The following is a 22304-nucleotide window of genomic DNA, read 5'->3' on the forward strand; positions in this document are numbered from 1 at the left end:
TTGGCAGGCAAAAGGAAAATAACGCTTAGGGACGATTTTATCACTTTGGTGTGAGACGTTTGTGAGCGAGATGGAAATGTCGGCTGTCTCGCGAGGTGAAAATTTGTCATATAATGGCAGTAGTTATGCCTCAAATTGCCACAATTCGGTGGCCTTTTGCCTGCGAATTCGCTAACACAGGTGCAAGCGCACCCCATCTCACATCCAAGGAGGCAAATATGTCGAATGCAGAAAACGCACATTGGGCAGACGATGCAGAAATGGATGTGATTCCGCCGCTGCGCGACGAAGATGATCGGCTCAATCGCGATTGGATTGATCAACTTGTCGATTTGATCGCTATTAAAGATGAGAATGAAGTTGCGCGCTATTTGGCGCCATTGCACGCGTCTGATGTGGGTGATGTGCTTGAAGCAATTTCTGCTGCGGATCGGTTCGAGCTGATCAATTTGCTTGGTGACTTGTTTGATTATTCGGCACTGACTGAAGTTGATGACGCGGTGCGTCTTGAGCTGATGGAACTGTTGCCGAACACAGACATTGCGCGCGGTGTGCAAGATTTGGACAGCGATGATGCTGTTTATATTCTTGAAGATATTGGCGGCGGTGACCGTGAGGAGATTTTGGAGGCGTTGCCGACCTTTGAGCGGTTGGCGCTTAAGCGGTCGCTCGACTTTCCGGAAGAAACAGCCGGTCGGCGGATGCAGACCGAGTTTATCGCTATTCCACCGTTTTGGACCGTTGGACAAACCATCGATTACATGCGGGAAGCAGATGATCTGCCGGATGATTTCCACCAGATCTATGTGGTTGACCCGAGTTATAATCTTTTAGGTACATTGGCGCTGGATCGCATGTTGCGGGCGAAGCGCCCCGCGGTGATCAAAGATATCATGAACTCGACCATCATCGAGGTTGAAGCCGAAGAAGACCAAGAAGAAGCGGCACGCGTGTTTGAACGCTATGACTTGGTGGAAGTGGCCGTGGTGGATGATACGCGCCGTTTGGTTGGTGTTTTGACGGTCGATGATATTGTTGACGTGATCCAAGAAGAGGCGGGCGAAGATATCAAGCGCCTTGCTGGTGTGGGTAATGAAGAAATCTCTGGCAATGTGTGGAACGCCGTGCGCTCACGGCTCACATGGCTAGGCGTCAACTTAGTTACTGCAATTCTTGCCTCGTTGGTCATCGGTATGTTTGATGCGACCATTCAGCAGATGGTGGCGCTGGCCGTTCTGATGCCTATTGTGGCGTCGATGGGCGGCAATGCTGGTACGCAGACCATGACAGTGGCCGTGCGCGCGCTATCGACGCGTGAATTGGACAGCTATAATGTCCGCCGGCTCATTACACGTGAGTTTTTGGTTGGTGTCGTCAATGGTGTGGTTTTTGCTGTTGTAATCGGCGTGGTGGCCGCCGTCTGGTTTGCCAATCCGCTACTAGGTTTAGTTATCGGCACGGCGATGGTGATCAATATGATTGCGGCAGGGGTGTCTGGCATCCTCATTCCGTTGGGCTTGGATAAGCTGAAGATTGACCCTGCCATTGCTTCAAGCGCGTTCGTGACCACGGTGACCGATGTAGTGGGCTTTATGGCTTTTCTTTACATCGCAGCCATGGCGTTCAATCTGTTCTAATCCTTCGCACTTAACAGACTTGTCCACTATTTCATCCACACAATAGTGCCATGCATATTTTGCACTTGCTAGTTTGGTAAGATTTGATTAACTCTAAAGGTCTTGCTGGTGCATAATCGGCGGGACAGGATTAACAACAACAGGAGGCGACATGCGTAGCCAATCCAAGGCTGTATGTTGGCGAGCCGCGAGCTGGACTTTCGTAAGTCTGCTGTCTGTAGGGCTCCTCGTATCCGTATTAATCGGCGCCTAATCTAGCGTTGAGAGTTGAGTTTTAAGGGTGCGTACCGATATCGGGCGCACCCTTCATTTTGTCGAACGCTATATTGCTGGATGTTGATTGCGTTTTGGCGCATGAGACGACAAACTATATCTATGATTCATCTGATTAAACTTTGTGTTGGTGTAAAAACTGTCGATGAGCTAATTGCGCATCGCGACTTCTTGCGTGAAACTGGGCGCGGCCGTAGCGATGGCTTGCATGTGCATCGTACGCGCATGACGCCAAAGCGTAAGGAAGAGCTGCTCGTCGGTGGGTCGATCTATTGGGTAATGGGCGGCAAAATCTCGGCGCGGCAACGCATTGTAGATTTGGCAGACGCCACCGATCACGAAGGCAAGTCCTGCTGCGATATTGTGATGGATTCGGAAATTTTCCGCACGGTGCCGCGGCCCAAACGTCCGTTTCAGGGCTGGCGCTATTTGAAGCCGGAAGATGCTCCCAACGACATTTCACAGAATGACGATGAAGACCTGCCGCCCGAGCTCGCAGCGGAGCTAGATGCCCTCGGCCTTCTTTAACCACTTGGTTTACTCTTTCTGTTAAGGTAAATTTTGATCTAACAAAACTGGTGACTTGCACTGGTTTGTGTTCTGGCGCACTCTTATCTTCGTTGATGGGAAGAGGGAATTGCACATGGCCGAACGCTCGGGCGCGCATGTGATTGTTTTGGGGAATGAAAAAGGTGGATCTGGCAAGACCACGACCGCTTTTCATTTGGCTATTTATTTGCTTTATCAGGGATATAAAGTTGCCACGATCGACACCGATAGCCGACAGCAGACACTGACACATTATGTGAAAAACCGGCGCCATTGGGCACGTGTACATCAACTTACCATCCCGCACTCAACCCATTACCATCTGCCCAATGCTCAAAATGATAGCAAGGCTGAACGCGAGCGTGTTGAGTTTGCGCTATTTCGGCAGGCTGTCGGCGAAGTTGAGGGCAGGGTTGATTTCCTGATCATCGACACACCTGGCTTTGATACGCATCTGACCCGCCTTAGTCATGCCTTGGCGGATACGTTGATCACGCCGGTCAATGACAGTTTGATTGATTTGGATGTGCTGGCTGACATCAACCCGGTTTCGTTGGAAATTCGGAAAGCCAGTCATTATGCCCGCTTGGTGCAGCAAGCGCGCAAAGAGCGACTGGCCATTGATGGCAGAACTATTGATTGGGTTATCGTGCGTAACCGAATTTCGACATTGGCATCACGCAATATGCGCAATGTGCAAATGGCGATTGAACATATTGTCCGGCGGCTTGGTTGTCGTATGGCGGATGGCATTGCCGAGCGTGTTGCGTTCCGCTCGCTGTTCGCATCGGGCCTAACTGTATTTGATAAGTTGGGTGATGATTTGCTGCCAGGTGGTGGCGTGGCGCAAGTGAGCGCGCGGCAAGAATATCGGCATCTGGTCGATGCACTCAACTTGCCTGTGCGTGAACGTTTGGAAGAGCGTCGCGCGCGGCGTGCGGAATGGCAAAAGCGGGTGCAAGAGCAGCCAGCTTTTGAGCACATTGCTAGCCCTTCACTAGGTGTCTAGTCTTCAGCTTTTGGGGCGTGATAGTCCAACAAAATGGCCCGATTGCCATTTGGGGAAAACACGTCCAATTCAATCGAAACAACAGGTTTCAAAATCCGACGTGTGCGCGTTGAGATTGCCAACACAGAATTGAGCATTTCCCCGACAGATTTGCGAGCGCTTTGTTCCACCATTTGCTGTGCCAAGCCCAATAGGGTGGCGCGACGCAGTTTATAGTCGTCAGACGCAAGTGGCGATTTTGGCGTGAACGCTGCCAAATTATTCAAGCTGTCATCATGTTGCATTGAGTTACTCCATACTACTTACTCAAGCGGTGATTATTTTACCCCGGTAGTGCCAAGCATTTGATATTTTTTGTTTTAAGCGCTTGGCATGTTTGTAGCGCCTCTGCTTCATTTGTGAATCCAACCACGCGGGCCCGGAAATAAGCTTGGCCGTTTGTCGTGATCGGTTGAACTGTTGAGCGCAAATCTTGCAAATCTTTGACCTGTTTGGTTGCGTCAGCCAGTATCTGGTTTGCCTCTTGTGCGCTTTTGGCTGCACCCAATTGTAGCGTCCAGCGATCAAGCTGAGCGGTCTTGGTGGGGGCATTGACAGAACTTGTAATGTCGTTGCCAACCGATGCAGGGGGCACAAGGCTCATTGGTTGTTGTGTCGATGGGCCGCCATTGATCAAATTGCCAAACAAGTCGATTGGCGTCAGTGACGACAATGATTTGCGCTGCGGCTGCTGCACGGGTTGTGGCGCAGGGGCAGGGCTTTGTGGTGCACGCAATTCGATTGGAGCAGCCACTTTGATCACGCCCAAAGGCTTGGTGCTATCGCCCATCAGCAAATCAATCGGGCGATTTGGCGGTGCAGGCACAGGCGCAGCAGTTGCATTTGGCTGCACACTTGCAACCTGAATGGTTTCTGCCTGTGGCGATGTAAGTGCTGGTGGCGTTGGCACCGCTGGCTTGTTGGTGTCCGCCAGTGCCATAACGGCAGGTGGAGACAATAGCTCGCCGCCGCCCAAAGCCGCTGGACGTTCAGGTGGCGTGCCTTTGATGGCGATCGAAATCGGGTTTGAGGCCATGCGGATCATGCCACCCGTGCCTGTTGGCCGCGCAATGCTGGCTTGACGCCAATAATCGCCGCGGCGTGCTTTAGGCATGTATTTCTTGATCAGCTGTGCAACTTTCGCGTTGCGGGCGCCGCCAGTGTTAAAGCCGAAGCCAGCCACGATCACGTGCCGATTGTTCACGCGCGCAGAAGTCAGCAAGTTAAAGCCAGCCGCATTAATATAGCCAGTTTTGATGCCATCAACGCCTTTAACGGTGCGCAGCAAACGGTTGTGGTTGCCATATGTGTTGCCGCGATAGCGGAACGCAGTGGTTTTGAAATATTTGAAATATTGCGGGTAGTGCTGGAAAATCGCCATGCCCAGACGCGCTTGGTCACGCACAGTTGTGATTTGTCCTGAGTTCGGCAAACCCGACGGATTTTTGTAAGTTGTGTTTTTCATGCCGAGCGCACGCGCCGTTTTGGTCATGCGGTCAGCAAATTTTGGCACTGAGCCAGAAATGTTTTCAGCTACCACGCGCGCCACATCGTTTGCCGATTTAGTCACGAGCGCCTGGATGGCGTCAGAAACGGTGATGGATGTGCCGGGCTTCAAATAGAGTTTTGACGGCACCGCACTCGCAGCATATTTGGACACTTTAAGTTTTGAGTTTAGCGTAAGGCGGCCAGCCTCTAGCTCTTCAAAAACAATGTAAAGGGTCATCACTTTTGCCACTGATGCCGGATAGCGCTTTGAATCTGCGGCATAAGAATAAAGTGTTTTGCCGGTTTTGGCGTCCACAACAATCCCCGCATATTTGCGCAAATTGGCGGCTTGGCCATCAATAACGGTTAAAAATGAAACAGCAAAAAGCGCCACCACAAGTAGGAAGCGCTTTAAGGCCAAAAATGACAGGTGCTGATCAGACTGGAAAACCACTCTGTACTCCAACTTAATCGGCTATTCATTATGTGAATGCCGTACTCAAAACTTACAAACTCAACTCAAGATTCGAATATAGGCAGCGCACCCTTACGAATGAGTAAAATTGTCGAAAAATTTGAAAGAAAAAATTTGCCCGTCGCTGTGTTCACAAAAATGAGACTAAACTGATCACCGAATTGACGCGTTTAGCCCTTAACATTGGGGCAATTTTGTCTACATAATAGGATGTCGGTGATTTGGTTTGTCACTGGCAAACTAAAATGGAGAAGCACTTGAATATGACCAATGAACAGATGCCCAAATTGAGCAGCCGCTCAGCACAGGTGTTTGCCATGGCAAAGAAAGACGAAGGCGACGAGGAGTCAGGGGTTGGCGTGGCAACAAAAACCCGCACCAAGACCCAGCGGCCCAGCCTTTATCGCGTGCTTTTGCTGAATGATGATTATACGCCCATGGAGTTTGTGATTGCTGTGCTGCAACAGGTTTTTCACAAGAGCCAAGAAGAGGCGGTGACCATTACAATGCATGTGCATAATAATGGTGTGGGGGAGTGTGGCGTTTTTCCATACGAAGTGGCTGAAACTAAGGTAACGCGCGTTATGGATGCCGCGCGTAAACACCAGCATCCATTACAATGTGTAATGGAAAAGCAATAGGAGGCGTATATGCCCTCATTTTCCCGCGGACTTGAACGTGCTTTGCACAACGCAATGACTTTTGCGCGTGATCGCACACACGAAATGGCAACGCTTGAGCATTTGCTGTTGTCTTTGATCGACGACACGGATGCCATTGCGGTTTTGGATGCGTGTGATGTTGATCGTGAGATCTTGCGCCGTGATTTGGAAGATTTCTTGGATGAAGAGCTAAATGGCCTGATCACCGATACTGATATTGACCCTACACCAACTGCCGCTTTCCAGCGGGTTGTGCAACGTGCAGTTATTCATGTGCAATCGTCCGGTCGCGATGAAGTGACTGGTGCCAATGTGTTGGTGGCTATCTTTGCCGAACGGGAAAGCCATGCAGCTTATTTCCTTGAGCAGCAAGACATGACGCGTTTGGATGCGGTGAATTATATTTCACATGGCATTTCCAAATCTGGTGTCACCGAAACACGCCCCGTGCGCGGTGCTGAAGGCGAAGAGGAAGCCGCTGCCGGACAGGCGGGCTCATCGCCTCTCGACGAATTTTGCGTCAATCTGAATAAGAAGGCGCAAGACGGCAAGATCGATGTGTTGATTGGCCGCAAGGCTGAGTTGGATCGCACCATCCAGGTGCTGTGCCGCCGCTCGAAAAATAACCCGATTTATGTGGGTGACCCCGGCGTTGGTAAAACGGCGATTGCCGAAGGTTTGGCCAAACGCATTGAAGATAAAGAAGTGCCTGACGTACTAAAAGACGCCACGATTTATGCGCTCGATATGGGCGCATTGTTGGCGGGTACACGTTATCGCGGTGACTTTGAAGAGCGCTTGAAAGCGGTGATGAAAGCGTTGGAAGCTGAAGAAAATTCAGTTTTGTTTATCGACGAAATTCACACCATTATTGGTGCAGGTGCTACATCTGGCGGTGCCCTTGATGCGTCCAACTTGCTGAAGCCTGCTTTGGCTTCTGGTGCGGTGCGCTGCATTGGCTCGACCACCTATAAAGAGTTCCGTCAATTCTTTGAAAAAGATCGGGCGCTCGTGCGTCGTTTCCAAAAAATTGATGTGGTTGAACCGACCGTCCCTGAGGCAATCGACATCATGAAGGGGCTGAAACCCTATTTCGAAAAATATCATGATGTTGAATATACAGGCGACGCTATTCAGACGGCTGTGGAATTGTCCGCACGTTATATCAACGACCGGAAATTGCCGGATAAGGCGATTGATGTGATTGACGAAAGTGGAGCGGCTCAACGTTTGAAGCCGCTTGCTGAACGCAAGAGCGTGATCGACACTGAAGAGGTTGAGGCGACCATCGCGACGATGGCGCGCATTCCGCCGAAATCGGTGTCTAAATCTGACGCTGAAGTGTTGTCCAATCTTGAAGATAATCTCAAGCGGGTTGTGTTTGGTCAGAACGAAGCAATCACGGCATTGTCTTCTGCGATCAAATTGGCGCGGGCAGGGTTGCGTGAGCCCGAAAAACCCATCGGGTCTTACTTGTTCACTGGCCCAACGGGCGTGGGCAAAACTGAAGTGGCCAAGCAATTGGCGGATACACTTGGGCTTGAGCTGCTGCGCTTTGATATGTCGGAATATATGGAACGGCACACAGTTTCCCGCTTGATTGGTGCGCCTCCAGGCTATGTTGGCTTTGACCAAGGTGGTTTGCTGACGGATGGTGTGGACCAAAATCCGCATTGTGTGGTGCTGCTTGATGAGATCGAGAAGGCCCATCCAGACCTGTTCAACATATTGTTGCAGGTGATGGATAATGGCCAGTTGACCGATCACAACGGTAAGCAGGTCAATTTCCGCAATGTCATCTTGATCATGACATCCAATGCGGGCGCGTCGGAAATGTCTAAAGCGCCCATGGGCTTTACTCAAGAGCGGCGGACTGGCGATGATGAAGAAGCGCTTAAGCGTTTGTTCACGCCAGAATTCCGCAACCGTTTGGACGCAACAATCTCCTTTGCGCCATTGCAAACAGATGTTGTGTCGCTTGTTGTCGACAAATTCGTGCTGCAGCTTGAAGCCCAATTGGGCGAACGTGGCGTGACCATTGAATTGACCCCTGAGGCCAATAAATGGATTGCGATGCGTGGCTATGATGAAACGATGGGCGCGCGGCCATTGGGACGCGTTATCCAAGAACACATCAAGAAGCCGCTTGCTGATGAAGTGTTGTTTGGCAAATTGCAAAATGGCGGCACGGTGCAAGTGGGCGTTGATGCCAAGGAAGACATGCTCAAGCTCACCTTCCTGCCACCGCAGCCTGCACGCCCGAAGGCGATTACTGGGCCAAAGTCAGGCAAAAAGGCGCCGCGCAAAACTGCCGCCAAAAAGTCGACGGCAAAATCGGCTGGGACAACGCGGAAAAAGCCTTCTGGCACCCGCGTGCCCAAGGCGAATAAGCGTGGGTCCAAATCCACGCAAGACAGCGAATAAAACAAAGGCCGGGCAATTTGCCCGGCCTTTTCATTTTTACAATTTCGCTGAGCTGCTTTAAAGCGCCGCTTTGATTTTTTCGCAATTGGCGGCCAGTTCCTCGTTTGCGGTTGTGCCGCTCACATGGTCCTTGCGTTTTACATTCTCATGGCAGGGGATCAGGTGGAAGTGCAGGTGGTAAACTGTTTGTCCTGCGCTTTCTTCACTTGATTGGCGCAGCAAAATCCCATCTGCATTCATTGCTTTCTTCACTGCGTTGCCGATCTGTTGCACGCGCTGAATAACTGCGGCCAATGCCTCAGGATCAGCGTCCAGCAAATTGCGTGATCCGGCCTTTGGTACCACCAAAACATGGCCGGGCGCTTCTGGCATTATGTCCATGATGGAAATGCACACATCGTCTTCATAGACCTTGTGGCTTGGGATGTCGCCGGCAATGATTTTGGTGAAAATATTATCTGGATCGTAGCTCATCGGTTAGGCACTCTTGTTGCTGATGATGGGTGCTTTGCGCACGGATTTTGGCCAAGGTATAAACCGGAAACGGATATAATTCCAGACTGCCAAAGTTGTATTGGTCACGGGCACATAGGTGAAGCCGCGACGAATGAAAAAGAGCGAGAGGGCCGCAGCAACATCAGCAGACATGAGGCCTTTGCCCATGCGCGAGGTGAAGGCGGCGGGCACAATGTGGCGATATGTTAGGTCAGGGCTGGTATAAAATTCGCGGGCGCGGGCTGCAAATGCGCGTTTTGAGGCAGCATAGGGTTTTAGCGCGTCGATGCCCATATCGCCGTGCAATTCAATTTCCGAACCCACGGCCCAGATTTCGGGTGGGGTGAGGCGATCCTTACCGATGACACGGAATTTTTCGATCAGATCGACAAAGCTTGTATAATTTGCGGCCCAGCAATCATCAGTTTTGGCGCCATGGGCCAAGACCAAAATGTCGGCTTTCTGCATCTTTTCGCTCAAACCGTCATATTGGTCGATTTGATAGTCTTCGCCATATTTCGCCGTGTCGATGATGGCTCCCAGCTTTTCCAGCCGTTGGGTCAAGGCTTGTCCATATGCGCCAGAGGCCCCAGTGACCAGAATGCGTTGGCCTTTAATTTGGCAATTGGTGCCGAAAATCAGGTCGAATAGACTGATGAAAGATGAAAAGAACTGGTTGGGATAAACATGGTGCAGTGCATGATAGGTGGGGGTGACAAACAGATTGCCGCGTCGACCACTGAGCCGATCCATATTCATATGATTGATGTCGCGACCTTCATCCACCACGCGCCAAGCAAATAAACCGCTGTGGATGAGTGCAACAAATAAGACGGCAACCCAGTCAAAAATCAATACAAAGACTAGCGTGCCTAGGATGGAAACAACAAACTCAGGCACCAAGTGGCACCATAGATTGGCCTTGGCCCAGCTGGGATGCACTTTCATATTGTTGTCGAGAAATTTGTGGTGAACATCGTGCCAGCGGGAAAATTCGCGCAGCAGGGCAAAGCGAGAATTTTGCCATCTGTGCAGCAAATAATGCAAAATATCGAATAAAAATGTAGATGCTGCGAAAACCAGCGCCGTCTGAAAAAGTAAACCGATAAAATATATAAAGTTCATTTTGTGTCCCGACCTAGCTGTCACAAAAATGTCAAATGTCAAATGTCACATGATTGTGGCGATCTTACGTTATACCATAAGTGCAGGAAATGACTCAGCCTTTCTTGAATGGCGTGAAGTCTTTCAACAGCTCTTGGTCCATCGCGACATGCCGTCGTTCTTCTTCCAGGTAATCGCTCACAGCATCGCGGAAGCTGACATTGGGGATGAAATGTGCTGACCGTGTGGTCACGGGCTCGTAGCCACGTGCTATTTTGTGTTCTCCTTGGGCGCCAGCTTCAACGGTACTCAGCTTGTGTGAAATCGCATAGTCGATGGCTTGGTAGTAGCACAATTCGAAGTGCAAATTGGGAATGTGCTGATTGCAGCCCCAATATCGGCCAAACAGCGTATCTTCACCGACCAAATTGAGTGTGCCGGCCACATATTCTGCACCATTATGGGCAAGCATGAGCACGATCTTGTCTCCCATGCTTTCGCCCATGAGCGAGAAAAAGCCGCGATTGAGATAGGGGCTGCCCCATTTGCGGCTGCCAGTATCCATATAAAAGGCGAAAAATGCATCCCAATGATGTTCTTGAATGTCTTTGCCCGACAGCCATTCGATCGTGAGATTGTTCTCGCTGACAGTGCGGCGCTCTTTGCGGATCGCTTTGCGCTTGCGCGATGCCAACTGCGCTAAGAAATCATCGAAATCATCATAGTCCTGATTGCGCCAATGATATTGGCGGTCATGGCGCTCCATCCATTGCTGTTCTTTAAACAGTTCCATGTCAGCAGGCGTCAGAAATGTAGCGTGGGCCGAAGATAGGTTTAGCTGTTCGCAAGCACGTTCTAATCCGTCAATTAAGAGCGACCGGGCTTCAAGTGGCGCATCGGCCTTGGTCAATAGCTTTGGCGCTGTAGCGGGCGTGAACGGGATTGAGATCTGTAGTTTTGGATAATAATTGCCGCCTGCGCGCTGGAAGGCATCGGCCCACGCGTGGTCAAACACATATTCACCCTGCGAATGCCCCTTCAAATAGGCAGGGACCACACCCAGCACTGTGCCCGTTGCCGTCTCAAGGCTGAGATGCTGTGGTTGCCAACCTGTATGAGCGGCAACGCAACCGCTTTCCTCCAGAGCTGAAAGAAACGCAAATCGATTGAATGGATTGTCATCTCCGGCCAATCCATCCCATACTTCCGCGCCAATTTCTTGAATGCGGGCGTTTGTTTTCAGCACATATTCGGTCAAAGGGACGGAGCCTCCTTGGCGGTTGGCCGTCCGGTTTGCGGGTTGATGTTTTCAAATACGATCTGGTCCGCATTTTCTTGCGCAATTGCCCAGCGCTCGGAGTTGTTGATCGTCCAGCTCATTACATCGCGGCCAGAAGAGCGATAGGCACGCACGGCGGGCAAATCTAAGCTGTTCACGTCGCACGATACAAAGTCGGGACGGGAGAGGGGCAGATGCACCAAATGCCTTAGCAAAAAGCCCGTCCAGCTAGATTCGTCTTCTGGTGTTTCGCGTTCCACAACAATTCCTTTTGGCCATTTGTCTTTTATACGGTGCAACTGGACCAAAAGATCAGGGTCAAAGCTCTTAAAACAGAGGACGCCAAGATAGTCTTTTGCTGTTTCATGGGCAGCTTTCGCCAGTTGGGCATTTCGGCCCTTCTGGCTTTTAAGTTCCACCACTAGTGGTACTCTGCCATCCACAAAGTCTAGCAGCTGCGCAAAGGACATGATGTGATCATGCTCGGCGCTGTTTTTGAGCGGAATGTTGGTGGCTTGACCGACGCTAATGTCGCTGACTTTGCCCGATTGAGGCGTCAGGCGATCAAGGTTTTCATCATGAAAAACAATCGCTTGATCATCGCCTGTGAGCTGCAGGTCACATTCGATTGCATAGCGGTTAGCGATGGCCGATGTGAATGCGGCTTTTGAGTTTTCCGCAATGCTTTGGGCGACATCATGATGTCCCCGGTGCGCAATCGGGCGCGCAAAAATCTGTTTGAGCATTTTGCTACTAAGCGATTTCGACAATGGCTTCAATTTCTACGGCAGCACCAAGCGGCAACGCGGGGACGCCGACTGCGGCCCGGGCATGGCGACCTTTCTCGCCGAACAATTCACCGATAAGATTTGAAGCGCCATTGGCCACCAAATGTTGGTCTGTAAAGTCCGGTGTTGAGGCAACAAAGATGGACAGTTTCACAAATTGCGCCACATCTTCTAGCGGCACATTGGCGGCAGATTTGATCTGGCCCAAAATGTTGAGTGCACACATTTGCGCGGCCGCTTGCCCTTGCTCAACATCAAGATCGTCGCCCAGTTTGCCAGTTGTCAGACCTTCTTCGTTCAGGGGCAATTGCCCCGAAATATACAGTGTGTTGCCGCTGCGTTTCACAGGCAAATAGCTAGCCAATGGTGCTTTGGGCGCAGGCAGGGCGTGGCCCATTTCCTCTAGTTTCAACTCAATTGCGCTCATCGGGTTTATCCTTTTGCGAATCTTTTTTGCGTTGTTCTTTTTCATATTTGGCGCGCATCATGCGCCCGCGCAATAGGGCATCCTCACCGAATTTTTCTCGGATTTTGTCCATTGCGCGTTCGGCTTTGGCTTTGCGGGCCACATTTGGGTCCAAAAGATCATGCGGGTCTTCCACGCTGGTGGGTGGTGCAATGCCGGAAACGCCTATGCCTAACAGGCGAAAGGCGGTCATGCCGACCTCTTTTTTCATCAGCGCCATGCCTGTTTCAAAAATTACGTGCGCCAATTGTGTCGGCTCGATCAACTGTCGGGAGCGGGTGCGGGTAGCAAATCCTGCGGTCTTCAGTTTCAAGGTCACCGTATCACCTGCCAAGTTGCTTTTTTTGAGCCGGGCGGACACCTTCTCGCTTAATTTAAGTAGCACGTGAGAAAGTTCATCAAAGTCTGTGATATCTTTGAAAAAAGTTGTTTCGTTTGAAACTGATTTTGCGCCGCGCGTTGACTTGATTTTGCGCTTGTCTTCGCCTTGTGACAGATAGAAAAGGCGAGCGCCGATCTCACCGTAACGGCCTGCTAAATCTTTTAGGCCCATTTCCTGCAATTGTCCAATGTGCGTGATGCCGTCCTTCTCAAGACGCTGGCCAAATATTTTGCCGATGCCATAAATCACTGTGACTTTCTGCTTGGCGAGGAAGTCGCGTGTTTCTTCCTTGCCGATTAGGGCAAGGCCGCGCGGTTTATCGATTTCGGACGCGATTTTAGCGAGGAATTTGTTGTGCGACAGGCCGATGGATATGGTGACACCAATGTCGCGCTCTACCTCATTGGCAAGGCGCACCAAAATCTCGACTGGTGCTGCCTTGTGTAGCAACTGAGTGCCGGAAAGGTCCAGAAAAGCCTCGTCGATGCTGAGCGGTTCTACCAGCGGGGTTAGCTCTTGAAATTTGGCTTTGATCTGCTTGCTGACTTCAACATATTTGGCCATGTTTGGCGGGATGAACACCGCATTCGGGCAAAGGCGTTTGGCCTGAAATATAGGCATAGCGGAGCGTACGCCGCTCATGCGGGCGATATAGCAGCAGGTGGAGACCACGCCTCGTTCACGCCCACCAACGATCAATGGTTTGTCCAGCAAATCCGGGTTGTCACGCTTTTCCACGGCGGCGTAAAAGCTGTCGCAATCCACATGTGCGATATCGAGTGTGAGCAGTTCCGGATGGCTGGTCAGTCGAATGGATCGACAGTTGGGACAGCGCGTTAAGGCGCGCTTTTGCTCAAGGTGGCCACAATCTCTGCAAATGGTTGGCGCGATTTTATCCGTCATAGCCGTTTTGCGAATAAAAGGCGCGCATGACCTCTTCCGGGGTCAATCTTGCGTTCGCGCACATGGACAAAAGGGCCGATTCATTTTGCGCAAAAAAGTCCAAAAGGCCCGCGGCCAGCACTTCGGGATCGCCGCTGCGCATTTCGTCTGGCGTGGTGCCTGTTTCCGTCATGAACTGGCCTAAAAGCTCAGGTTCTGCAATGAGATGGTTCAAACACGCATCGGCGATAAGTTGGATTTTTTCTGGCGTGCTTTTCATCATGGCAAGGCTTTCATTACGTCTTTCGTAAGGTTTTCTTGTTATACGCTTTTGTCAAGGAAGGGCAAAAGCGTTTCGCAAAGATTTGGGGACTTTATGGCAAAGACGGTAATGATCGTTGAGGACAATGAGCTCAATATGAAGCTTTTCAACGATTTATTGGAGTCACGAGGATATCGCACAATCCAAACCCGTAACGGTATGGAAGCATTGGATTTGGCGAAAGCACATCATCCTGACTTGATCTTGATGGACATTCAATTGCCTGAAGTTTCAGGCTTGGTGGTGACCAAATGGATCAAGGAGGATGAAGCGTTGCGTTCAATTCCTGTGATTGCTGTTACTGCATTTGCCATGAAAGGCGACGAGGAACGCATTTTGGAAGGGGGGTGCGAAGGCTATATTTCCAAGCCAATTTCATTGCCCCACTTTTTAGAGACGATCGAAGGATTTATTGGGCCGGGCAAATAGGCTGCTTGGCGATGTGAGTTTGTGAGTACGGGACGAGTATTATGACGGCACGCGTATTGGTAGTGGACGACATTCCAACAAATATCAAACTGTTGGCCGCGCGTTTAACTGCTGAATATTTTGATGTGTTAGAGGCGACCAACGGGCGCGACGCCATTGATATATGTGATCAAGGCCAAGTCGACATTGTGTTGCTGGATGTAATGATGCCAGAAATGGACGGGTTCGAAACCTGCCGCCGTCTCAAGTCCAATCCGAGAACCCAGCACATCCCAATTGTGATGGTCACTGCGCTTGATCAACCCTCTGATCGGGTCAAGGGGCTGGAAGCAGGTGCAGATGATTTTCTGACCAAGCCAGTTGATGATGTGCAGTTGATGGCGCGTGTGAAAAGCTTGTCGCGGTTGAAAAACCTGACGGACGAGCTGCATTCTCGCGCACTAACTGGCCAATCCATTGCCATTGAAGACATTGTTGGCATGACCCAGCGCATCGATGCGACGGGCGGTAAGCTATTGGTGATCGAAAGCGATATGCGCGCTGCTGAGCGATTGCAAGACGTTTTGGATCGCGAACATGACGTGACAATTCTCACGCGGCCCGAAGATGCACCAATGTTGTTGGCCGAACATGAGTTTGAGTTGGTCATCATTTCGATGTCGCTGGCCGATATTGATCCGCTGCGTGTTTGCTCGCAAATCCGTACGTTGGAAAAAACGCGCAATATGCCGATCATCTTGGTGGCGGATGGCCCCGATAAACCGCGCGTTGTGCGAGGATTGGAGCTGGGCGTGAATGATTTCATTCTCCGCCCCGTTGAGCGCAATGAGTTGGCCGCACGGGTACGTACACAAATTCGGCGTCATCGCTATTCTGCGGAATTGCGCAAGAATCTTTCTTCGACCGTTGCTATGGCTGTGATTGATGAGCTGACTGGGCTGTACAATCGACGCTATTTTGATCGCCATTTGGCCGTGCAGTTGGAAAAGTCGAAAGAGCATGAGCGCAAACTGTCGCTGATGATGTTGGACATAGACTATTTCAAAGCGGTCAACGACACCCATGGCCATGCTGTGGGCGATGCGGTGCTAAAAGAGTTTGCGTTGCGGTTGCAGCGGAGTATCCGTGGTGTTGATCTTGCTTCGCGCTATGGTGGTGAAGAATTTGTGGTGATGATGCCGGATACGGATCTTAACCAGGCTCAAATGGTGGCAGAGCGTGTGCGGCAGTCCATAAGTGACGATATTTTTGAAACTGAGATGGTTGCACCACTGAGTATAACTGTCAGCATCGGCCTGGCGATTTATGAAGAAGAACACGACACGCCTGAATCTTTGATGAAGCGTGCAGACATTTCGCTTTACCGCGCCAAGCGGGAAGGGCGCAATCGCACTGTATATGACGCCGCTTAGGCGTTTGTTCCTTTCGCATTTGAATTAAATTTAATGTGTTAAGGCAAAGACTTAACCTTAATTCGGGCTGTTAAGGTTAAGTCTTTAAGTTAATCTTCCGTTTATATTCCATTTTCGTAAAATTTACTTGGAAAACGTAACGCGGCGTCGTATTTGCGAAGGGCACCATTCATCCAATGAGTGGTTTGCCTCGCAGACTTTTGCTCAGGTCCGCCGCAACTTCCTGAGATCCTGTGAGGGGGCAGTTCCGGCTCGGTTTAAGAGTGGCCTCTTCTGGCCGAGCTGGATCGCCCAACAAAAAACCCCGCCTTTTCAGGCGGGGTTTTGTTTTTCAGAAGCTAAAAACCAAATTACTTGATTTTTGATTCCTTGAAATCAACGTGCTTGCGCACAACCGGATCGTACTTTTTCAAAGTCAATTTCTCAGTCATTGTGCGTGAATTTTTCTTGGCTACGTAAAAGTAACCTGTATCAGCGGTGGAAACCAGCTTGATTTTTACAGTGTTGGACTTGGCCATGCCTACATTCCCAAATAAAAGGCCACGCAATCATGCGCGGCGATCTTGTCATCATTCCGTTGGCCGCAAACTATGCATTTCCGATCAAATGTCAAGTTCAAAGCACAAATAATTGTCGCCACTTGTTCTGGCGTCGTGGCCTAGTCGAGGCCCACAATCTTGCTGCGCCGCTCCATTAGTATCACATCACGCCATTTTCCTGCCATATGCCCATAGGCCATTTTGCCAATCGCCTTGCGTCTACCGATGGTTTCAAAGCCCGCCTTGGCGTGCAGGGCAATGCTTGCAGGGTTTTCAGGGAAAATGTGGGCAAACAGCGTCCAAAACCCCTTTTTTTCAGATTCACCAATAATCTCCTGCATCAGGGCGCTGCCCACGCCGCGACCACGGGCTTGGAGATGGAGATAGATTGAGATTTCGCCGACTCCGGCATAGACAGCGCGTGGCGAACTTGGGGCAATGCTTGCCCAGCCCAAAATGATGTCGTTCGCACAGGCAAGGAACGCAAGGCTGCGGCCAGTCAGATAGTTCGTCTCAAATTCCGGCCAAGTCAGCGCCGTTTCCCTGAACGACGCGTGACCGGTATCGAGGCCCATTTTGTGGATTTGAGCGATTTGTTCGCCGTCTGCCGGGGTGGGCCTTCGGAAGGATAGGTTTGCTTGGCTCATAAACGGCCTCCTACTTGCTCTTATCGTCGCTGATGGCGATGGTTTCGCACTAAATCCACTGACTGATCAGCCACAGCAAGAACAGTCCTGTCAGAGCTTGCAAAACGGCACCACCGCTTAACACAAATATTGCATGGCGTTCCGAGGTGACTTTTGTCAGCGCGTCGCGTCGCACCAACCAATAGAAGCTATCATTGGGCAGAATTGCAATAAATGATCCGAGGCAAATAGCAAATGTTGCAATTATAGGTGAGATTTGCGCCGCGGAGATGATTGGGGCAGTGACTGGAGCAATGGCGGCAAAAGTCGCGAGGCTTGAGCCTTGGATCAATTTGAACAGCATTGTCAGGGCAAAGAGATAGAAGATGAGGTTTGGCCCAGTGGCGCTTTGTGCAAAAGCGCTGATGTCCAGTTGGCTGGTTAATATCGCACCAAAGGCACTTGCGGCGCCGATCATCAACAAAAGCACGGCTGTTCGCCGGCTGGCCTGTTCTAAGCAGGGACGCCATTCAGAGGCAGGCAATTGGCCTAGCGTGAACAGTGCAGCGACGATTAGCGCGCCTTTGGGTTGTGTGATGAAATCGACGATTGGCAAGGCGGAAAAGTCAGTGATCAGCCCGATGGCAACAAGGCCGAGTAGCACGGCAAATGGACCGATCGTTTTTGTCCAATTGGCTTTGCTGTCTGAGACATTATTGGCGTTTGGATTGGGGGCGATGTCGTTCGGTAAGGAGATGGCCCGCACCCAAAGCAGTCCGACAAGCCAAACCGGAAGCGCAATCCCGAAGCCCAGCCACACTAGGCTGGGATCGTTTTGCGCGCCTAATGTGGTGGCCACCAATAAAGGACCTGCGGGGAACAATAGTTTGAAGCCGGCATAGGCGCCAAATGCGATGCTTAGCTTATTGCGTGTGTTGTTTTGTGCTGCTGGCGAGAGGGCGGCGTAGGCAGTATCTGGGCAAACCATGCCCGCACCAGATATTGGGGCAAGGCCAATCATTGCATTGATGGCGTGAGGAGACCCAGATTGATTAAACATGCCCAATGCTGCTGCCATGGTGAAAGCGGGCAAGAGGATCAATGCAAATTCGCCCAAGGCGCTGCCAAATCCCGTGTTGAAACGCGAAATCGTTTCTTGGGCACTCAGGCCCGTGAAAAATGCCAATGCTAGGGTTATGCCAATCATCCAAAAGATAAATGGGATGTCCCTTATCACCTTCCAGAGCGAAGATGATTTGATGGCATTGGATGATGTCGTGGTGGGCTGCGCATTGGTATCTGACATTTTGTATCGGTTCCTATAATATGCTCAGCTTATGATAGTTGTTGGATAGTCCTGTTAAAAATGAGAAAAAGAGAGGCTTTGCATGAGTTTTACTCATAATGACCGTGGGATGATGCGGGCGCTCGAGGTCTTTGAAGTATCAGCACGGTTGGGCAACTTCACCGCAGCTGCTGCTGAGTTGGGCATTACGCAGAGTGCTGTCAGTCGACAAATTGCTGATCTTGAAGCTCGATTGTCGATTGGTTTATTTTCCCGATCAGGCCCAAATCTCGCTTTGACCCCACAAGGGCGTGAATTGGCGGAGGGCGTGACCGCGGGTCTTCGGCAAATTTCCCATGCGTTGGCCAAAATTCGCACACCGACTGACCACATTGTGACCCTGTCCATGTTGCCTTCAGTTGCGGCGAAATGGTTTTCACCGCGCTTGGGTCAATTTGTGGCCGCGCACCCGGATTTGGATTTGCGCATCAGTGTGGGGCGTCACTTGGTGGATTTTCGTGCGGAGAATATCGATGCTGCAATTCGATATGGGCGTGGCGATTGGCCGTTTCTTCATGCGACATTACTTGCGAAGGAACAGGTTTTTCCAGTGTGCACTGCCGCGTATGCGCAACAACATGGTTTGAATACGCCAACTGATTTGGTGCGCGCAAACCTATTGCATACCGACATTATTGACGATTGGGCGGCCTGGTTTAAGGCGGCGAATTGTTCGGTTGAAATGTCTAGTCGTTCGCCACGCATGGAAGACGACAATGCGGTGCTTCAGGCGGCGTTGTCGGGTCAGGGGGTGGCGCTTGGGCGCTCAGTGTTGGTTGCCGATGATTTGACTGCCGGGCGGTTGGTGGCGCCCTTTGGGATGCGCATTCCAGCCAGCTATGATTATTGGTTTGTTTATCAGGCAGAGAAGGTGCCAACACCAGCGCTCAAACAGGTGAAGCGCTGGGTCATTGATGCGTTTGAAGCGATGAAGGACGCCTAGCGGCCGTCAATTTCATCAGTATGTTCAGGGTCAAACCCATGCAGATAGGTGGCCCACTGGATGGCCACAACGCTGCCTTTAATGGAAGGAAGCATTGCTAAGGACGAGAAAAGCGCCATTGGCACAAAAACATAGAGATAGAGCATTGGGTCCCACTCATACGCCATATCGATATGCAGAATCGCGCCAACAATGATGTGACCCACGATGGCCATGGTGATGTATGGCGGGGCATCGTCTGCGCGATGGTGATACAGTTCTTCACCGCATTTTGGGCAAGTGTCGTTCACCTTCAAATAGGCGCGGAACAGCTTGCCTTCACCACATTTAGGGCATTTGCATTTCATGCCGTTTTTCATGGCAGACCAAATCGATCGTTTTGGTTTAATGCCAGTTGTCATCTCTAAACTCATCTTGCACTCCGTTTGCCGCGTTTACGGGCAAATCCTTTGGATTTTTTCCCAAAGGAACGTTTGGGACGGCCCCGGCCAATCGGCCTGGTCTTTTCGCCCTTTGACAGCATCTCAAAGCGCAAAGACCCAGCCAAAGGTTCAGCTTCCATAAGCCGAACCTCAACTTGATCGCCAATGCGGAACCGCTCTCCTGTGCGTTCCCCTATCAGAGCTTGTTGCGACTCATCGTGAACGAAATAGTCGGTGCCAAGCGTTGAAGCTGGTATAAAACCATCTGCGCCGGTTTTATCCAATCGGACAAATAGTCCCGCCCCAATAACACCGGAAATGCGTCCATTAAAACGCGCGCCAAGCTGGTCGGCGAGGAAGTATGCCAATAGCCGATCGCTGGTTTCCCGCTCGGCCAACATGGCTCGGCGTTCGGTCATGGAGATTTGCTCCCCAATGCCAGCAAGCTTGCTTTCTGCGCCCGGGTGCAGCCCATCTTGGCCCAATTGAAGCGCTGAAACCAACGCACGGTGGACGATCAAATCGGCGTAGCGACGAATCGGCGACGTGAAGTGCGCATAGCGGCGGAGATTTAGGCCAAAATGCCCGTAATTTTCATTGGTATATTCCGCCTGCGCTTGAGAGCGCAGCACCAATTCATTGACCATATGCGGATTTTCGGTGTTCGCCGCTTGCGCCAGCACTTTGTTGAAATGCATTGGCTTTACATTTTCGCCGACTGAGAGATTTATGTCCAAGCTGGCGAGTGATTCTTTCAGGCCAATCAGCTTTTGCTGCGATGGAGCATCGTGCACGCGATAGAGCAGGGGCGACTTTTTCGCCTCTAGTGTCTCTGCAGCAGCGACGTTGGCTTGAATCATCATTTCTTCGATTAAGCGGTGGGCTGTCAGCCGTTCAGGCACAAACACGTCTTCCACAAACCCATCTGCGTTCAGGCGGATGCGGCGTTCGGGCAAGTCCAATGCCAGCGGCGAGCGTTCCTTTTGCGCCTTCTCCAGCGCTGCATAGGCGGCGAACAGCGGCTTGAGGATTGGTTCCAGCAAGGGAGCGGTTTTCTCATCTGGATGCCCGTCTATGGCCGTTTGCGCTTGTTGATAGCTCAGCTTTGCGGCCGAGCGCATCAACACGCGGTGGAAATGGTGGTCGAGCTTTTTGCCGTCTTTATCAATCTTGATGATCAAGCCCATGGCAGCGCGATTTTCGCCTTCCACCAACGAACAGAGATTGTTTGAAATCCGCTCGGGTAACATCGGCACCACTTGGTCAGGGAAATAGACCGAGTTGCCCCGAATAAGCGCTTCCTTATCCATCGCCGAGTCGGGCCGCACATAGTTGGCGACGTCTGCAATGGCGATATAGATCAAAAAGCCGCCTTCATTAGCGGGATCATCGTCCGATTCTGCATAAACCGCATCATCATGATCTTTTGCGTCGGCAGGGTCGATGGTGACAATCGGAACATCGCGCCAGTCTTCGCGGCCTTCCAGATCAGCGGCAACTTGTGCCTCTGCTTCGTCCAAAACGGATTTCGGAAAGCGATAGGGAATATCATGATTGTGCAGGGCGATCAGGCTGATGGCCTTTTCGCTTTTTGGATTGCCGATTATGCCCGATACGCGTGCGCGCGGCACCATCAGGCGACCAGATACGAATTGCTCAACTTCCACCAAGTCGCCTTCTTTGGCATCGCCAAGGTCGCCTTTGTGGATTTGCATCTCTTTGCCCTTGCGATCCACCGGGATCAGGCGGGCACCTTTGTCTGTCATCCGAACAATGCCAATATTGGCTTTTTTCGGTTTATCCAGCACCTTCATGGGACGTGCTGTATAGATGGGGTCTTTGTTTTCGTCGCGGTCAATGCGCGCCAACACCCGGTCACCCGGAGCAGGGACTGCACGATCTTTCTTGCCGACTGAGATTAAAACACGTGGGCGATTTTCCTGATCGCCATCCCATTTGGCGGGGTAGCCGATCATGTGTTCAGTGTCCGCATCCAGTGGGATTTCGATCACCGTCACAGAGGGCAATTCTGCAACAGGGTGATATTTCTTTTTATCCCGCGTCAGCAGGCCATCTTCTTCCATCTCTTTGAGCAGAGCTTTGAAGATGATCCGATCATCGCCACGAATACCAAAAGCCTTAGCGAGGTCGCGTTTGCTCGCATGGTTCGGATAGCGAACAATGTAATCCACGACCTCTTCGCGCGTTGGCATGGTGCCATCGCGATTTTGTTTGGCGCGGAAGTTTGGTTTTTGCCGCGCCTCTGGTGATTGCTTCAGGCGTGACGTTTTATCTTTCCGTGCCATTTCAATCC

Annotated in this window: 22 protein-coding genes; 8 read left to right on the top strand and 14 right to left on the bottom strand. The window is 51.1% G+C overall.

What is annotated here, in order from left to right; all coding sequences use genetic code 11:
• The first annotated feature begins 218 nt into the window (after nt 1-218).
• From mgtE to ACP15Y_RS00340, 3 genes are all read left to right on the top strand, one after another.
• Nucleotides 219-1637 (top strand): magnesium transporter, encoded by a 1419-nt coding sequence (gene mgtE, locus ACP15Y_RS00330; protein ID WP_424981029.1) that lies wholly within the window; start codon nt 219-221, stop codon nt 1635-1637.
• Between the two features lie 375 nt (nt 1638-2012).
• On the top strand, nt 2013-2438 hold the full coding sequence (locus ACP15Y_RS00335) for a DUF1489 family protein (protein WP_424981030.1): 426 nt from the start codon (nt 2013-2015) through the stop codon (nt 2436-2438).
• A 115-nt stretch (nt 2439-2553) separates the two neighbouring features.
• A complete protein-coding gene (locus ACP15Y_RS00340; RefSeq protein ID WP_424981031.1) occupies nt 2554-3468 on the top strand; it encodes a division plane positioning ATPase MipZ in 915 nt (304 codons plus the stop codon).
• Here ACP15Y_RS00340 and ACP15Y_RS00345 read toward each other — a convergent pair.
• Together ACP15Y_RS00345 and ACP15Y_RS00350 are read right to left on the bottom strand one after the other, a co-directional pair.
• The gene (locus ACP15Y_RS00345) at nt 3465-3752 is read right to left on the bottom strand and encodes a hypothetical protein (protein WP_424981032.1); all 288 of its coding nucleotides are present in this window, start codon (nt 3750-3752) and stop codon (nt 3465-3467) included. The genes ACP15Y_RS00340 and ACP15Y_RS00345 overlap by 4 nt on opposite strands.
• Before the next feature lie 38 nt (nt 3753-3790).
• Nucleotides 3791-5449 (bottom strand): serine hydrolase, encoded by a 1659-nt coding sequence (locus ACP15Y_RS00350; RefSeq protein WP_424981033.1) that lies wholly within the window; start codon nt 5447-5449, stop codon nt 3791-3793.
• A gap of 338 nt (nt 5450-5787) precedes the next feature.
• Here ACP15Y_RS00350 and clpS point away from each other — a divergent pair, with 338 nt between their 5' ends.
• On the top strand, nt 5788-6111 hold the full coding sequence (gene clpS, locus ACP15Y_RS00355) for an ATP-dependent Clp protease adapter ClpS (protein ID WP_424982437.1): 324 nt from the start codon (nt 5788-5790) through the stop codon (nt 6109-6111).
• A 9-nt stretch (nt 6112-6120) separates the two neighbouring features.
• The gene (clpA, locus tag ACP15Y_RS00360) at nt 6121-8556 is read left to right on the top strand and encodes an ATP-dependent Clp protease ATP-binding subunit ClpA (RefSeq protein ID WP_424981034.1); all 2436 of its coding nucleotides are present in this window, start codon (nt 6121-6123) and stop codon (nt 8554-8556) included.
• A 57-nt stretch (nt 8557-8613) separates the two neighbouring features.
• On the opposite strand, the gene ACP15Y_RS00365 is transcribed toward clpA, so the two are convergent.
• From ACP15Y_RS00365 to ACP15Y_RS00395, 7 genes are all read right to left on the bottom strand, one after another.
• The gene (locus ACP15Y_RS00365; protein ID WP_424981035.1) at nt 8614-9030 is read right to left on the bottom strand and encodes an HIT family protein; all 417 of its coding nucleotides are present in this window, start codon (nt 9028-9030) and stop codon (nt 8614-8616) included.
• 3 nt (nt 9031-9033) lie between these two features.
• Nucleotides 9034-10176, bottom strand: coding sequence for a sterol desaturase family protein (locus ACP15Y_RS00370; protein ID WP_424981036.1), 1143 nt, complete (start codon nt 10174-10176; stop codon nt 9034-9036).
• Between the two features lie 94 nt (nt 10177-10270).
• A complete protein-coding gene (locus ACP15Y_RS00375) occupies nt 10271-11413 on the bottom strand; it encodes a GNAT family N-acetyltransferase (protein WP_424981037.1) in 1143 nt (380 codons plus the stop codon).
• Nucleotides 11410-12180: a glycerophosphodiester phosphodiesterase family protein gene (locus tag ACP15Y_RS00380; RefSeq protein WP_424981038.1), complete on the bottom strand. Its 771-nt coding sequence runs from the start codon at nt 12178-12180 to the stop codon at nt 11410-11412. The genes ACP15Y_RS00375 and ACP15Y_RS00380 overlap by 4 nt, the downstream gene beginning before the upstream one ends.
• Before the next feature lie 7 nt (nt 12181-12187).
• On the bottom strand, nt 12188-12649 hold the full coding sequence (locus tag ACP15Y_RS00385) for a RidA family protein (protein ID WP_424981039.1): 462 nt from the start codon (nt 12647-12649) through the stop codon (nt 12188-12190).
• Nucleotides 12636-13973, bottom strand: a complete 1338-nt coding sequence (locus ACP15Y_RS00390) for a DNA polymerase IV (RefSeq protein ID WP_424981040.1) — start codon at nt 13971-13973, stop codon at nt 12636-12638. Before ACP15Y_RS00390 ends, ACP15Y_RS00385 begins: the two co-directional genes overlap by 14 nt.
• Nucleotides 13963-14235: a DUF3572 family protein gene (locus ACP15Y_RS00395; RefSeq protein ID WP_424981041.1), complete on the bottom strand. Its 273-nt coding sequence runs from the start codon at nt 14233-14235 to the stop codon at nt 13963-13965. Before ACP15Y_RS00395 ends, ACP15Y_RS00390 begins: the two co-directional genes overlap by 11 nt.
• A 93-nt stretch (nt 14236-14328) precedes the next feature.
• Between ACP15Y_RS00395 and ACP15Y_RS00400 the strand changes: the two genes are divergently transcribed.
• A complete protein-coding gene (locus ACP15Y_RS00400) occupies nt 14329-14703 on the top strand; it encodes a response regulator (RefSeq protein ID WP_424981042.1) in 375 nt (124 codons plus the stop codon).
• A 41-nt stretch (nt 14704-14744) separates the two neighbouring features.
• Nucleotides 14745-16115, top strand: coding sequence for a PleD family two-component system response regulator (locus tag ACP15Y_RS00405; RefSeq protein ID WP_424981043.1), 1371 nt, complete (start codon nt 14745-14747; stop codon nt 16113-16115).
• A gap of 350 nt (nt 16116-16465) precedes the next feature.
• On the opposite strand, the gene rpmG is transcribed toward ACP15Y_RS00405, so the two are convergent.
• The 3 genes from rpmG to ACP15Y_RS00420 all read right to left on the bottom strand — a co-directional run bounded on the left by rpmG (nt 16466) and on the right by ACP15Y_RS00420 (nt 18586).
• Nucleotides 16466-16633, bottom strand: a complete 168-nt coding sequence (gene rpmG / locus ACP15Y_RS00410; protein WP_424981044.1) for a 50S ribosomal protein L33 — start codon at nt 16631-16633, stop codon at nt 16466-16468.
• A 140-nt stretch (nt 16634-16773) separates the two neighbouring features.
• On the bottom strand, nt 16774-17301 hold the full coding sequence (locus ACP15Y_RS00415; protein WP_424981045.1) for an N-acetyltransferase family protein: 528 nt from the start codon (nt 17299-17301) through the stop codon (nt 16774-16776).
• Between the two features lie 49 nt (nt 17302-17350).
• Nucleotides 17351-18586, bottom strand: a complete 1236-nt coding sequence (locus ACP15Y_RS00420) for a hypothetical protein (protein WP_424981046.1) — start codon at nt 18584-18586, stop codon at nt 17351-17353.
• Nucleotides 18587-18668: 82 nt separating this feature from the next.
• Between ACP15Y_RS00420 and ACP15Y_RS00425 the strand changes: the two genes are divergently transcribed.
• Nucleotides 18669-19568, top strand: a complete 900-nt coding sequence (locus ACP15Y_RS00425) for a LysR substrate-binding domain-containing protein (RefSeq protein ID WP_424981047.1) — start codon at nt 18669-18671, stop codon at nt 19566-19568.
• Here ACP15Y_RS00425 and ACP15Y_RS00430 read toward each other — a convergent pair.
• On the bottom strand, nt 19565-19981 hold the full coding sequence (locus ACP15Y_RS00430; protein ID WP_424981048.1) for a DUF983 domain-containing protein: 417 nt from the start codon (nt 19979-19981) through the stop codon (nt 19565-19567). The genes ACP15Y_RS00425 and ACP15Y_RS00430 overlap by 4 nt on opposite strands.
• A complete protein-coding gene (rnr, locus tag ACP15Y_RS00435) occupies nt 19978-22296 on the bottom strand; it encodes a ribonuclease R (RefSeq protein WP_424981049.1) in 2319 nt (772 codons plus the stop codon). Before rnr ends, ACP15Y_RS00430 begins: the two co-directional genes overlap by 4 nt.
• Nucleotides 22297-22304 lie beyond the last annotated feature (8 nt).

Source organism: Maritalea sp. S77 (assembly GCF_049801075.1).
In the GTDB taxonomy this organism is placed as follows: domain Bacteria; phylum Pseudomonadota; class Alphaproteobacteria; order Rhizobiales; family Devosiaceae; genus Maritalea.

Coding starts and splice junctions, on each gene's coding strand:
- ACP15Y_RS00380 (WP_424981038.1), bottom strand. CDS start 12,180: ATGCTCAAACAGATTTTTGCGCGCCCGATTGCGCACCGGGGACATCAT.
- ACP15Y_RS00345 (WP_424981032.1), bottom strand. CDS start 3,752: ATGCAACATGATGACAGCTTGAATAATTTGGCAGCGTTCACGCCAAAA.
- ACP15Y_RS00370 (WP_424981036.1), bottom strand. CDS start 10,176: ATGAACTTTATATATTTTATCGGTTTACTTTTTCAGACGGCGCTGGTT.
- ACP15Y_RS00430 (WP_424981048.1), bottom strand. CDS start 19,981: ATGAGTTTAGAGATGACAACTGGCATTAAACCAAAACGATCGATTTGG.
- mgtE (WP_424981029.1), top strand. CDS start 219: ATGTCGAATGCAGAAAACGCACATTGGGCAGACGATGCAGAAATGGAT.
- clpS (WP_424982437.1), top strand. CDS start 5,788: ATGGCAAAGAAAGACGAAGGCGACGAGGAGTCAGGGGTTGGCGTGGCA.
- clpA (WP_424981034.1), top strand. CDS start 6,121: ATGCCCTCATTTTCCCGCGGACTTGAACGTGCTTTGCACAACGCAATG.
- ACP15Y_RS00390 (WP_424981040.1), bottom strand. CDS start 13,973: ATGACGGATAAAATCGCGCCAACCATTTGCAGAGATTGTGGCCACCTT.
- ACP15Y_RS00385 (WP_424981039.1), bottom strand. CDS start 12,649: ATGAGCGCAATTGAGTTGAAACTAGAGGAAATGGGCCACGCCCTGCCT.
- ACP15Y_RS00425 (WP_424981047.1), top strand. CDS start 18,669: ATGAGTTTTACTCATAATGACCGTGGGATGATGCGGGCGCTCGAGGTC.
- ACP15Y_RS00400 (WP_424981042.1), top strand. CDS start 14,329: ATGGCAAAGACGGTAATGATCGTTGAGGACAATGAGCTCAATATGAAG.
- ACP15Y_RS00395 (WP_424981041.1), bottom strand. CDS start 14,235: ATGATGAAAAGCACGCCAGAAAAAATCCAACTTATCGCCGATGCGTGT.
- ACP15Y_RS00340 (WP_424981031.1), top strand. CDS start 2,554: ATGGCCGAACGCTCGGGCGCGCATGTGATTGTTTTGGGGAATGAAAAA.
- ACP15Y_RS00420 (WP_424981046.1), bottom strand. CDS start 18,586: ATGTCAGATACCAATGCGCAGCCCACCACGACATCATCCAATGCCATC.
- ACP15Y_RS00405 (WP_424981043.1), top strand. CDS start 14,745: ATGACGGCACGCGTATTGGTAGTGGACGACATTCCAACAAATATCAAA.
- ACP15Y_RS00335 (WP_424981030.1), top strand. CDS start 2,013: ATGATTCATCTGATTAAACTTTGTGTTGGTGTAAAAACTGTCGATGAG.
- rpmG (WP_424981044.1), bottom strand. CDS start 16,633: ATGGCCAAGTCCAACACTGTAAAAATCAAGCTGGTTTCCACCGCTGAT.
- rnr (WP_424981049.1), bottom strand. CDS start 22,296: ATGGCACGGAAAGATAAAACGTCACGCCTGAAGCAATCACCAGAGGCG.
- ACP15Y_RS00365 (WP_424981035.1), bottom strand. CDS start 9,030: ATGAGCTACGATCCAGATAATATTTTCACCAAAATCATTGCCGGCGAC.
- ACP15Y_RS00415 (WP_424981045.1), bottom strand. CDS start 17,301: ATGAGCCAAGCAAACCTATCCTTCCGAAGGCCCACCCCGGCAGACGGC.